The organism is Pseudomonas sp. KBS0710 (assembly GCF_005938045.2).
Classification (GTDB): domain Bacteria; phylum Pseudomonadota; class Gammaproteobacteria; order Pseudomonadales; family Pseudomonadaceae; genus Aquipseudomonas.
Genome location: NZ_VCCF02000001.1, coordinates 4,219,754 through 4,232,135, shown reverse-complemented (window position 1 = coordinate 4,232,135; position 12,382 = coordinate 4,219,754). Strand labels below are relative to the sequence as shown.

General features: G+C 61.1%; 11 protein-coding genes. 4 read left to right on the top strand and 7 right to left on the bottom strand.

What is annotated here, in order from left to right:
- Positions 1 to 3: 3 nt before the first annotated feature.
- Positions 4 to 1,152: an efflux RND transporter periplasmic adaptor subunit gene (locus FFI16_RS19395; protein ID WP_138816380.1), complete on the bottom strand. Its 1,149-nt coding sequence runs from the start codon at positions 1,150 to 1,152 to the stop codon at positions 4 to 6.
- A gap of 265 nt (positions 1,153 to 1,417) precedes the next feature.
- Here FFI16_RS19395 and FFI16_RS19390 point away from each other — a divergent pair, with 265 nt between their 5' ends.
- Entirely contained in the window at positions 1,418 to 2,050 is a 633-nt protein-coding gene (locus FFI16_RS19390; RefSeq protein WP_138816379.1) for a TetR family transcriptional regulator, read from the top strand.
- Positions 2,051 to 2,316: 266 nt separating this feature from the next.
- Here the strand turns inward: FFI16_RS19390 and FFI16_RS19385 are convergent, their stop codons facing one another.
- The 4 genes from FFI16_RS19385 to FFI16_RS19370 all read right to left on the bottom strand — a co-directional run bounded on the left by FFI16_RS19385 (position 2,317) and on the right by FFI16_RS19370 (position 8,383).
- Entirely contained in the window at positions 2,317 to 5,517 is a 3,201-nt protein-coding gene (locus FFI16_RS19385) for an autotransporter domain-containing protein (RefSeq protein ID WP_138816378.1), read from the bottom strand.
- Between the two features lie 272 nt (positions 5,518 to 5,789).
- The gene (locus tag FFI16_RS19380) at positions 5,790 to 6,845 is read right to left on the bottom strand and encodes an alkene reductase (protein WP_138816377.1); all 1,056 of its coding nucleotides are present in this window, start codon (positions 6,843 to 6,845) and stop codon (positions 5,790 to 5,792) included.
- Positions 6,846 to 6,876: 31 nt separating this feature from the next.
- Positions 6,877 to 8,043 (bottom strand): MFS transporter, encoded by a 1,167-nt coding sequence (locus FFI16_RS19375; protein WP_138816376.1) that lies wholly within the window; start codon positions 8,041 to 8,043, stop codon positions 6,877 to 6,879.
- 13 nt (positions 8,044 to 8,056) lie between these two features.
- Positions 8,057 to 8,383: a helix-turn-helix transcriptional regulator gene (locus tag FFI16_RS19370; RefSeq protein ID WP_099485801.1), complete on the bottom strand. Its 327-nt coding sequence runs from the start codon at positions 8,381 to 8,383 to the stop codon at positions 8,057 to 8,059.
- Positions 8,384 to 8,537: 154 nt separating this feature from the next.
- Here FFI16_RS19370 and FFI16_RS19365 point away from each other — a divergent pair, with 154 nt between their 5' ends.
- Positions 8,538 to 9,122: an ACP phosphodiesterase gene (locus FFI16_RS19365; RefSeq protein WP_138816375.1), complete on the top strand. Its 585-nt coding sequence runs from the start codon at positions 8,538 to 8,540 to the stop codon at positions 9,120 to 9,122.
- Between the two features lie 113 nt (positions 9,123 to 9,235).
- Here FFI16_RS19365 and FFI16_RS19360 read toward each other — a convergent pair whose 3' ends face one another.
- Both FFI16_RS19360 and olsB read right to left on the bottom strand, forming a co-directional pair.
- Positions 9,236 to 10,027: a lysophospholipid acyltransferase family protein gene (locus tag FFI16_RS19360; RefSeq protein WP_138816374.1), complete on the bottom strand. Its 792-nt coding sequence runs from the start codon at positions 10,025 to 10,027 to the stop codon at positions 9,236 to 9,238.
- Complete coding sequence (gene olsB, locus FFI16_RS19355; RefSeq protein ID WP_056857442.1) at positions 10,027 to 10,782, bottom strand: L-ornithine N(alpha)-acyltransferase; 756 nt, start codon at positions 10,780 to 10,782, stop codon at positions 10,027 to 10,029. Before olsB ends, FFI16_RS19360 begins: the two co-directional genes overlap by 1 nt.
- 185 nt (positions 10,783 to 10,967) lie before the next feature.
- Here olsB and FFI16_RS19350 point away from each other — a divergent pair, with 185 nt between their 5' ends.
- A complete protein-coding gene (locus FFI16_RS19350) occupies positions 10,968 to 12,050 on the top strand; it encodes a serine hydrolase (protein ID WP_138816373.1) in 1,083 nt (360 codons plus the stop codon).
- Positions 12,047 to 12,361, top strand: a complete 315-nt coding sequence (locus tag FFI16_RS19345; protein WP_056857440.1) for a hypothetical protein — start codon at positions 12,047 to 12,049, stop codon at positions 12,359 to 12,361. Before FFI16_RS19350 ends, FFI16_RS19345 begins: the two co-directional genes overlap by 4 nt.
- The last annotated feature ends 21 nt before the right edge of the window (positions 12,362 to 12,382 follow it).

The window sequence follows — 12,382 nt, the reverse complement described above, 5'->3', positions numbered from 1 at the left end:
GGATTACTCCCCTTTACCAGCATCGGCAGCAGGCGCTGCGGCAGTGCCGGCGGGTTTGGCGTTGTCAGCGTCTTTAACCTTGACTTCGATGCCCGGCTTGATGAACTGCAGGCCTTCGGTGATCACGCGGTCACCGGCGTCCAGACCTTTTTCCACCAGCCAGTAGGCGCCGGCGGTGCGGTTGGCAACCAGTTGACGCTGCTCGACCTTGTTGTCCTTGTTCACGATCAGCGCCGTCGGAATGCCCTTGAGGTCACGGGTCACGCCTTGCTGAGGTGCCAGGATGGCCTTGCTGTTCACACCGGCCTGCAGCTGGGCGTGTACGAACATGCCCGGCAGCAGGGTGTGGTCAGGGTTCGGGAATACGGCGCGCAGGGTCACGGAGCCCGTGGTCTGGTCCACCGACACTTCGGAGAACTCCAGCTTGCCGTCCTGGGCGTAGGCGCTGCCGTCTTCCAGGGTCAGCTTGACCTTGGCGGCGTTGTCGCCGGCCTTTTCCAGCTGGCCGCTTTCCAGGTCACGGCGCAGTTTCAGCATTTCTGCCGAAGACTGGGTAACGTCGACGTAGATTGGGTCCAGTTGCTGGATCACGGCCATGGCGTCGGCCTGGCCATTGCTGACCAGCGCGCCTTCGGTGACCGAAGAACGACCAATACGCCCGGAGATCGGCGCGAACACTTTGGTGTAGCGCACGTTGATCTGGGCGGTTTGCACGTCGGCTTCAGACGTCATGCGGTTGGCCACGGCGGTGTCGTATTCCTGACGGCTGACGGCCTGCTCATCGACAAGTTGCTTGTAGCGGTCGGTGATGGACTTGGTCTGGGTCAGTTTCGCTTGTGCGCTTTTGAGGGTGGCGTCATACACCGACGGGTCGATCTGGTAGAGCTGTTGCCCTTCCTTCACGTCGCCGCCTTCCTTGAACAGGCGCTTGAGAATAATGCCGTTCACCTGGGGACGAACTTCCGCGATGCGGTAGGCGGTGGTGCGGCCTGGCAGCTCGGATGTCAGGGTAAAGGCTTGCGGTTGAATAGTGACCACGCCGACCTGAGGGGTTTGAGCGGGCGGAGCCGCTTCTTCCTTTTTACATCCGCTGAGCAGCGATGCCAGGGCGACGGCAGTGACCAGAGCGGTAACAGCTGGCTTAAGTTGCATGAAGATCCTCGGGTCAGGCGCGCAAAATGCGCACAAGAAGTGTGGAAGGGTAAAAAGCAAGCCATGAGTGGATAAGTAGCTTGCTACGCAATATACTTACGTTCACGGTTGTTTGTAAACTCTTGACAGGCTTTGTGGAATGTTGACAAAGCATCCGCCAAAGCCTCGATTTTAGTACGTTCGGCGCCCAAGACGACGTCGTCCCACAATTATTCAGATGATGCTCAAGCACCATCCACAGTGTTCTGATTGAGGTTTTACTGCCATGGTTCGTCGCACCAAAGAGGAAGCTCAGGAAACGCGCAGCCAGATTCTCGACGCCGCCGAGCAAGCCTTTTATCAACGCGGTGTGGCGCGCACCACACTGGCGGACATCGCCGCACTGGCCGGTGTGACGCGCGGGGCGATCTATTGGCATTTCAGTAACAAGTCCGATTTGCTCCAGGCACTGCTCGACACGCTGCACGAACCCCTGGACGAATTGGCCCGGGCCAGTGAAAGCGAGGATGAAGTCGACCCGCTGGGCTGTATGCGCAAGCTGTTGATCCGTCTTTATCATCAAGTGGCCCTGGACCCGAAAACCCGGCGCATCAACGAAATCCTGTTTCATAAGTGCGAGTTCACCGATGAAATGTGCGACATGCGGCGCCAACGCCAGACCCACAGCCTTGAATGCAACCTGCGCATCGGCCTGACACTGCGCAACGCGGTCCATCGCGGGCAACTTCCGGAAAACCTCGACACCACGCGGGGCGCGGTGTGCATTCATGCCTACATCCACGGCTTGATTGGCCAGTGGTTATTGGTCCCCGACAGCTTCCAACTGCACCAGGACGCTGAACGCTGGGTAGATGTCGGGCTGGACATGCTGCGCTTGAGCCCTAGCCTACGCAATTAAGACAAAATGCGTAATTGCATCCAGTTGTGTCAACAGTAAAGTCCAGAGACAGTCAATCGTCCCTTCGCAGGATTTGTGGGGTGACTTTATATACGGGCTGGCGGGCGGTTGATAGGTAGCCGCCTAAGTATTTTGTAGCGATATTGTTGCAAGGCTGTGAAGGAGTGTTTCCCAGTACCCATGAAAAAGCCCCGGTTCCTGTGAATCGGGGCTTTCTCGTTTCAGCATGTTGCTATTCTGCAGCGTCTATCGCACGGTGTTGATGTTTAAAACCGGAATGAATACTGCGCCGTGATGGTGTGATTACGAAAGCGTTCGCCCCGTTGCTGGCGTAAGCCAAGGTCCAGCGAGCTGTCGCGGGTCAAGTTGGCCGTGGCGCCCAGTTCCAGTTGTACGGAACGGCGATTGATCGGCGCCCCGCTCACGTGCATCGGTGAACCACCGCCCCAGGCAGCCTCGGTGCCAGGTTGCAGGTCGCCGCTGGCCAAGGTGTAAGCCACGTCACCGCGCAGGCTTAGCCAGGATGGGCCTATAAGCGCTTTGCCCAGGTCAACATTGAAACGCATGCCACTGGTGGTCAGGTTGACTGTCTCTTTTGCGCGTTTGCCTTTCAGTGCGCTAACGCCACCGCGCTCCTTGAAACCGTCGCTGCGCTGGCGCACTTGGGCCAGTTGCACATAGGGTTGCCAAACCCATGCGCCCTGGTCCAAGCGATAATTGGCCTCGCTGAACACTTGCAGGGTGCGGGCACTGTAGTCAGCCGACAGGCGCTCATCGAGACCGGGGAAGTTGACCCTGCGACTGGTCTGGATCGCATGCTGGCCGTAAGCCGCTCCGCCATACAGTCCCAATGCCTCCCAGCTATGCCCCAGGTGCACGCCAACCTGATAGGTGTCAATGCTGGCTTTGCCGCTTGCACCGGCGTTGACGTCGGTGCGCCCACTGCCCAGCACCACGCCCATCCGCGTGCCTTGCTCGAATTCATGATCAACGCCGGTCAACAGGCCGGTCGTGATGTGCGTGGTGCGCGCCGTGTTGCCGTCGCCGCCTGACGCTCCGGGTTGATGAGGCAGTTGTACCCAGGCGCTCAAACGTGGCTGTGCGGAGTCTCGGCTGCCAAGGGTAGATGTGCTGCGTGCCCGGCCCAAGGCCGCGTCACGCAGCACACGGCTATTGTCGATCAGTACCGCCTGGCTGCTGGCGTGCAGTTCGCCGCTGAGTTGATCCAGGGCTGGCGGCGCTTGCTCAGGGAACAGTGCAGTCAGGCGCTGCGGTAAGGCCCCGGACATCGTCTCGCGGTCAACCGCCTCGGCGACGGCACGCTGGTTAGGCGTGTTGGCGGCGGATGCCAGGGAACGTCCGCGTTCCACATTGACGTACAAGGCGTTGGCGTCACGCAGCTGTTTGAGGTTCAGGAAGGGCGAATGCGCGCTGTGGTCAATGGCGCTGAACCCACCGTTCAATCCGTTGCTGGCGTGCAAGATGTTGTAGCGCTGGCCCAAGGTGAAAGCGCCTTCCTGGCGCGCAATGCGCAAGGTACCGCCGTCGAGTTGGGCGGCCCCTGTAACCCGCAGCGCCCATTGTTCAGGCCTGGCCTGGGCGAGGGCGGCCAGGGTCGCACCAGCGCTGTGGTGATAGTCGCCATTAATGGTCAAGGCCTGGCGCTGGCTGCCCGGCATGAGCGTGCCTTCAACCCGAGTGGCGGCCAGTACGCCAGCGCCGGTTAGTGTGCCTTTTTCGCCGACAAAGGTGCTGGCACCGACTTGGCTGCCGTTGATCCGGGCAATTCCGCCGTTGACGTTGAGGTCGGTGTTTTGCAAGGTGCCGTTGAGGACAAACGTGCCGCCCTCTACCTTGACGTCACCGCTCAAGCGATTGAGGCCGTCCAGCTCCAGAATGCCTTGGGTGAGCGTAGCCCCGGCGAAGCTGTTTTCACCGCTCAGACGCAGCCAGCCCGCGCCAGCCTTGCCCAGGCGCCCCGGGCCGCTGATGTCGTTGCGCCAATCGTCCCAGGCATCGCCCTGCCAGACTTTTGCACCGCCTGCGTAGCGGTCCATGTTGAGAGTGGTATCGACCCGCAACTGGCCAGGCCCGTCGATGGCTTTTTGCAGGTTCATCAGGCCCCAGCCGTAAACGTCATCCACACCGGGCGCACCCAGGTCGGTGGCGGTGGTCAGCAGTACATCGCGGATCTGTGGGTTGTCCAGATAGGGGAAGCGTTCCATCAACAGAGCCAGGCCGCCGGTGACGTGCGGGGCGGCCATGGAGGTGCCGGAAAAGGTGTCGTAGCCAAAGGTTGGCCGTTCGGCGGTGACACGAAAGCCGATCACCTTACCCTCATTGTCAACGTTCAAATCAGCGTCGATTTCGCCACCGACAATGGGGGCGGTGATGTCCATGCCCGGAGCGGCGAGGCACCAGTTCTGGCTCAGCCCGCACCGATAGGAGCGATTGCTCAGGCGCAAATCCTGGTTCAGATTGACTACGCTCAGCCAGTAGGGCTCAAGCTCCGGCTTCAAGCGAGGCAGCGAGGCATCTATTGCCGCAATCGGTGCCTCTTGCGGTGAGCGGAGCTCGGTGTCGGTATTCCCGGCCGCCCAGACTTGCAGCAGACCGAAATCACGTGTGCCCTGGCCCAGTGCATCGGTCAAGTAATAGTCCGCGATGGCCTTATCAAACTGTTCAAGCGGGATCAATTCAAGGTCGACGCCCCAACTGTGGTTGATGACGCGTACGTTCTGCCCGTGCATTTGTGCGTAGACGCCCGCAAACGCCGCAGCGGGGGGGCTGATCGAGAGCGTGTCGCTCTCTTCTTCAGAAGGGCTGAAGGTATGGCTGGCACGCCTCATCGTGCTCAGGTCTGCACCGTAGGCTATCCCGTGCATGCCCAAGCCATCGCGGTTTGCCAGGAGCGTGCCCGCGATATGAGTGCCGTGAGGAGAATAGTGAGGTCCTTGATCGTCGAGTATCTCCTGAAGTATCGCTTTTACTTCAGGCTCGATCTCTCTGTCGGCGAGCAGTTCAGCAAGGCTTTGCAGGTCTTGCGCCGAGAGGTGTTGGTAGTTGATCTGCGGTTTGTCACCCTCGCTGAAAAAACACCCTGCGTCCGCGCTCAGCACGGTCTCGCCGCTACACCCAGGGGCGCTGACGTGAATGCTTTGAGGCGTCTTGCCGGCGAACTCGTGGTGATTCAAATTAACCCCGGAATCGAAGAGGCCGACACGCATGCCTTTGCCACTCAACCCCCGTGCATAGGCATAGTCCGCCCCGACTGCAGCCAACCCCCAGTCAAGCTTGAACTCTTCGCTGCGCCAACTGGCAGCGTCATGCAGACGCCCTTGTTCCACATACGCCTGAGCCTTGAACGACGCCAGTGACAGGCATCCCAACAGGGCCAAACCCAAAGGCGATACTGGCGAAGGAACCTTCGCTGGCTTGGCGCAGTGGCGCTTCTTTCTAATCAACATCCTCGACCATCCTTAACTCGATAACAGACAGATGTAAGCCTGCGTAATCGGGCGCGAGGTGTAGATAAGAGATCTCCGTGTGTGTGTCGGGAGGATGTTTGAACGTGCGGATAGAAATGCGCGCAACCCGTGTGGGCTGGCTATACAGAGACGTGGAGAATGTCGCTTGCGGCGGGCTTTTGAGGCGGGGAAGGGGGGTGCAACCGTGTAGTGGAAGGCTATTGAAAGGGCCGAAGCGATTAAGCCTTGGCCCTTTCAGTCAGCGAGTCAGATCAGATCGCCAGCGTCGGGTAGTCGATGTAACCCACCGGGCCTTTAGCGTAGAAGGTTTCCGGGTGCGCTTCGTTCAACGGCGCATCGGCCTTCAGGCGTGCCGGCAGGTCCGGGTTGGCAATGAACGGTACGCCGAAAGCCACCGCGTCTGCCTTGCCGGCAGCCAGCCAGGCGTTGGCGCTGTCTTTGGTGAAGCGTTCGTTGGCGATGTACGGGCCACCGAAGGCTTTCTTCAGTTGTGGGCCGAGGCTGTCGCCGGCTTCTTTTTCGCGGGAGCAGATAAAGGCGATGCCACGCTTGCCCAGCTCGCTGGCGACGTAGGTGAAGGTTTCTGCCAGGTTATCGTCGCCCATGTCATGGGAGTCGGCGCGCGGTGCCAGGTGCACACCCACACGGCCGGCGCCCCAGACTTCGATGGCGGCGTCGGTCACTTCCAGCAGCAGGCGGGCACGGTTTTCCAGGGAACCACCGTAGTTGTCGGTGCGCTGGTTGGTGCTGCTTTGCAGGAACTGGTCGAGCAGGTAACCGTTGGCACCGTGAATTTCCACGCCGTCAAAGCCTGCGGCCTTGGCGTTTTCGGCACCTACGCGGTAAGCGTCAACGATATCGGCGATTTCAGCGGTTTCCAGGGCGCGAGGCGTCGGGTAGTCGGCCAGCGGGCGAACCAGGCTGACGTGGCCTTTAGGCTGAATGGCGCTGGGTGCCACCGGGGTTTCGCCGTTCAGGTACGACTCATGGGAGATACGGCCCACGTGCCACAGTTGCAGGAAGATCTTGCCGCCCGCGCCGTGAATAGCCTTGGTGACATTGGCCCAGCCGCGTACCTGGTCGTTGGACCAGATGCCCGGTGTGTCCGGGTAACCCACGCCCAGCGGCGTCACGGAGGTGGCTTCGCTGAGGATCAGCCCGGCGGAAGCGCGTTGCACGTAGTACTCGGCCATCAGCGCATTGGGTACGCGGCCTTCATCGGCGCGGCAGCGGGTCAGCGGCGCCATGATGATGCGGTTGGACAATTGCAGGTCGCCCAGTGTGATCGGATCGAAAATAGTCGTCATGGGAAAACACCCTTCTCTTTAAGTGGATTGATCAGTTGGTCGCAGGCGCCAGGTCGGCATCGCCGCTCTGACGGAAAGTAATCAGGGTGACCAGCAGGGCCAGGATCGCCAGGGCCGCCGCTGCCAAAGGCACGCTGGTCAAGCCGAAACCGTGGGCAATCACGCTGCCGCCGACCCAGGCGCCGAGCGCGTTGCCGATGTTGAAGGCGCCGATGTTCAGGGTGGACACCAGGTTCGGTGCGGCCTTGCCAAAGGTCACCACGTTGATCTGCAGCGCCGGTACGGCGGCGAACGAGGCGGTGGCCCACAGGAACAGGGTGATTTCCGTCGGGATCACCGCGACGCTGGTCCAGGTCAGCACCGTGGAAACCACCGCCATGCTGATGAACACGCCGATCAGGGTGGCGGCCAGGCGTTTATCCGCCAGCTTGCCGCCGATGATGTTACCCACGGTAAGGCCCAGGCCGATCAGCAGCAGGGTCCAGGTCACGCCTTTGGGCGACACGCCGGTGACATCGCCGAGCAGCGGTGCGACGTAAGTAAAGAGGGTGAACATGGACGCGGAGAACAATGCAGTCATGCTCAGTGACAACCAGATACCCGCGCCTTTGAGGGCTTTGAGTTCGGCGCGCATGTCGAGTTTTTCTTCGTCACGCTTGGCGGGAAGAAAGCGGATCAGGCCGATCAGCGCGATCACGCCGATCACCGTGACGGCAAAGAACGTCGAGCGCCAGCCAGTGGCCTGGCCCAGCGCGGTGCCCAGCGGCACGCCGAGCACGTTGGCCAGGGTCAAACCGGTGAACATCAACGCCACGGCCGAAGCGCGTTTGTTGGCCGGTACCAGGTTGGCCGCCACCACCGAACCGATCCCGAAGAATGCACCGTGGCAAAGCGCGGTGACCACGCGGGCAAACATCAGCACGTTGTAGTCACTGGCCAGGGCGCAGAGCAGGTTGCCGATAATAAAGATGCCCATCAACGCTACCAGCGCGGCCTTGCGTGGCAGCTTGGCGGTGGCCAGTGCCATGAACGGCGCGCCGATGGCCACGCCCAGGGCGTAGCCGGTGACCAGCCAGCCGGCGCCGGGGATCGACACGCCCAAGTCCGCCGCCACATCGGGCAGCAAGCCCATGATGACGAACTCGGTGGTGCCGATGGCGAAGGCGCTGAGGGCCAGTATGAGTAGCGAGAGGGGCATTTGCGTTTCCTTGTTACAGCGCTGCGTTTTCGTCAGCGCTGAGTTCGGTGATGAGCGCCGCGAGGAAGGCCTGGATGGTTTCCTCGTTGCGTTTGAAAAAGTGCCACTGCCCGGCCTTCTGGCTGCTGATCAACCCGGCGCGTTGCAAGGTGGCCAAGTGCGCCGACACGGTCGACTGCGACAGGCCGCAGCGCTGGTCGATCTGCCCGGCACAGATGCCGTATTCGTGGTTGTGCACCTGCTCGGGGAACTGCACCTTCGGGTCTTTCAGCCAGGTGAGGATGTCTCGTCGTACTGGGTGTGCCAGGGCTTTTATTATTTCGTCGAGGTCGATGGACATGGCGGTTGCTCGGTTTCGTACAGCGTTATATCGCGATGAGGCGAACTTTAAATCGGTCTATCCCGATATACCAATATGATTTTGATCTGAGGTCAGTCTATTTCGGTATATCGGGTTATAACGATACGTGATCGGCAGTGGTAGACTGCGCGGCATGAATTATCTCGCACATCTGCACCTGGGCGGCCAACTTCCTGCTCAATTGCTCGGCAGCCTGTATGGCGACTTTGTAAAAGGCCGCCTGCAAGGCCAGTACAGCCCGCAAATCGAGTCGGCGATTCAGTTGCATCGCTCCATTGACCGCTTTACCGACAGCCACCCGTTGGTGAATGAAGCGTTGTCACGCTTCAGCCTGACCCGCAAGCGCTACGCCGGGATTGTCCTCGATGTGTTTTTCGACCATTGCCTGGCGCGGGACTGGGCGCTGTACGCCGACCAGCCGCTGGAGCGCTTCACCGCGCAGGTGTACCGCGTGCTGGCGGCCGAGCCGCAGTTGCCGGGGCGGCTGGCGCAGATTGCACCGTATATGGCGGCGGATGATTGGCTGGGCTCGTACCGTGAGTTTGCGGTGATGGAGCAGGTGTTGCGCGGGATTTCGCGGCGGCTCACCCAGCCACAGGAGCTGGGGCATGCGATGCAGGAGTTGCGGGAGTTGTATGAGCCGTTGAGTGAAGATTTTCGCTTGTTTTATCCAGAGCTACAGCAGTTTGCACAAGCCCAACTGATGACAGAGCTCTAAATGTGGGAGCTGGCTTGCCTGCGATAGCGGTGGGTCAGCCACATCTCTTTCAACTGACAGACTGCTATCGCAGGCAAGCCAGCTCCCACATTTGAACCGGTGTTCAGTTCATCTCAGGCAGCAAACGCCGGCCGAGCCGCCACTTGCTCAACCTCCGGCACCGGCCCAAACAACGCCTTCTGCACCGCCTGCTGCGCCTGATACGCCAGCGCCGCACGTTCCTGCCCGGCACAGGCAATCGGCTGGAGCACATGAATCTCCACATCACCCTGGTCATTACTAAACAGACGCATCAGGTGCGAGAGCAAATCGTCATCGCCAATAAACGGCGCCAACGCATCCACCTGCCCATCACGCAAATAACGAATCGCCACCGGTTGCAGCGACACATCCGCATCAATCGCACTGGCCAGCAAGCGCCCGTGGAAAGTACGCAGGCTGCGCCCGTCGGTGGTGGTGCCTTCGGGGAACATCAGCAGCGGGTGCTGTTGCTCCAAATGCCGAGTCATCTGCTTGCGGATCAACTGGCTGTCGCCTGAGCCACGGCGGATAAACAGGCTGCCAGCCTTGGCCGCCAACCAGCCAGCCACCGGCCAGGTGCGCACTTCGGCCTTGGACAAAAACGACATCGGCGCCACCGCGCCGAGCAGCGGAATGTCGGTCCAGGACACGTGATTGCTCACCCACAGCATCGGCTGCGTCGGCAGCTCACCGTGTACCGTCACGCGAAAGGGCAGGGCGTTGGTCAGCCGCGCCATAAAAAAACGCGACCAACGCTGGCGCCGCACCATCGAGTTAGCGACGCCCATGCGTTCGAACACGCCAAACACACTGGCCATGCTCAACCCCAGCGCCACCACCAGCAGCACCCGGGCAATGCGCCCGTATATGCGCAGGCGGCTCATCACATGGCCGCCTTGAAGTGGCGGGCGTAACGCGGGCACAACTCATCGCGCTTGAGCAGGATGAACACGTCGGCCACCTGGAAGTCTTCATCCCAGCACGGCTCGCCGCAGATCTTCGCGCCCAGGCGCATATAGGCCTTGAGCAACGGCGGCATTTCCGCGATGACGTTGGACGGCAGGTCCAGCGCCGGCAATGGTTTTTTTGGTTCGGCGCGCAGGTGTTCGTTGCACAGGTAGCGTTCGCGCAGGCGCTGCATGATCGCGTGGGCCTGGATGCCACCGTCGTGCATCGGGATGCTCGCGCAACCCATCAGGTAGCTGTAGCCGCCCTGGTTGAGCACTTCGGCCAACTCGCCCCACAACACCGCGATGGTGCCGCCGTTGCGATAGGCCGGGTCGACGCAGGTGCGGCCGATCTCCAGGATCGGGCCCTTCAAGTGCAGCAAGCCGTGCAGGCTGAATTCTTCTTCGCTGTAGAACCGGCCCAAGGTGCTGGCGGCCTGGTGGTCGAGCAAACGGGTGGTGGCCACCAGTCGACCGCTGTTCAAATCCCGCACGCCGATGTGGCTGCAGTGAACATCATAGTCATCCATGTCCAGACCCTGTTCCGCGCCTTTCAGCTTGGCGTTGAACTCGCCGCTGAACACGTTGAAACGCAGGGCCTGGGCTTCCTGCAAAGCCTTGGCGCCAACCAGGCGTTCGGCTTGCAGACGGCGTTCATTGCCGGTGTCGCTGATGCGGGCGATCTGAGTCATGGCGAATCTCCGAGTGCCGGCCACGTACCGGCCGGTCGACTTGTTTGTCCAAACTCAGGCTATGTAGGCTCGGTGTCAGCTCCATGAAGTTATGGTGACGCTTGGATGACAGGCTTTCCTGTCGCAAATCTGTCATGCGCCTGGGCTAGGCTCGCGGGCTTGAAAGCCCCCTTGAGTTTGCGTCCATGGTCCGAGGCCTGTTGTGCGTTGCCCTGCTGTTAGTCACTGCTGCCGCCCACGCCGACACCTGGCCGGACAAGGAATGGGCCAAGGGCGCGCCCCTCGAAGGCGCGGCGGTCGATGCACTGAATGCCTACGCTTTCCCACCTCGTGACGACGCCACCCGCAAAGGTATCCGCACCGACGCGCTGCTGGTGATCCGCGATGGCGTGATCATCTATGAACGCTACGGCGCGCCCACCACCGCCAGCACGCCACACCTGACCTGGTCGGTGAGCAAAAGCCTGATGGCCACCGTGCTCGGCGTGGCCTACGGCGAAAACCGCTTCAAACTCACTGACCCGGCCGCGCGTTTTTATCCGCCGATGAAGCAGCACCCCAAAGTGAGCATGGCCGACCTGCTGCACTGGGCCTCGGGCCTGGACTGGCAGGAAGACTACGAATACGCCCCACTCAAATCCTCTGTGGTGGCGATGCTCTACACTCGTGGCCGCAGCGACATGGCCGAGTTCGCCGCAGCCACCGAGGCCGCCGCCGCACCGGGCCAGGCCTTTCGTTATTCCAGTGGCGACAGCAATATCCTGTCCGCCGCCCTTAAAGGCATGCTCGGCCATAAGGCATACATGAGCTACCCGTGGGACGCGCTGTTCAAGCCGCTGGGCATTCACAACGCCACGTGGGAAACCGATGCCGACGAAACCTTTGTCGCCTCCTCCTACGCCTACCTCACCGCCCGCGATTTAGCGCGAGTCGGCCTGCTGATGGCGCGCGATGGGCGTTGGGGAGAACAGCAATTGCTGCCTGAAGAATGGGTCGCCTTCAACCGCCAGCCGTTCGACAAATACAAGGCCGGCCAGGACGAAGCCGTCCCCGGCGGGCAATGGTGGCTCAACCTCGAGGTTCAAGGCGCCCCAAGACCCTGGCCCGATGCGCCCGCCGACACCTTCGCCGCCCTCGGCCACTGGGGCCAGGCGCTGTTCGTGCTGCCCGACGAACACCTGGTGATCGTGCGCTACGGCGACGACCGTGACGGCACTTACCGCCACAACGAACTGCTCAAACGCGTGCTGGCGGCGGTGCAACCATGATCCGCCGTCATCCGTTTATCAGTGTATTTTTGCTGCTGTTGCTCGCCCTGCTGGGCTGGGTGTGGCATGAGCGTGTCAACCTGCAAGCCTTCCCCGACATCATCGCGGCGTATACGGCCAAGGAATATTGCTCGTGCCGGTATGTGGAGAACAACCCGGCGGAGTATTGCCTGGGGTACGTGAAGCAGTACGTGCCGACCAGCGCATTCACTGACTCGCCGGAACGCAGTGAAGTCACGGCAAGCGGCTTGGGGCGCACGCATACGGCGCGGTGGTTGGGTGACCGTCAAGGCTGCCGCCTCAATCCCTGACACACCAAAGATTTTCTGTGG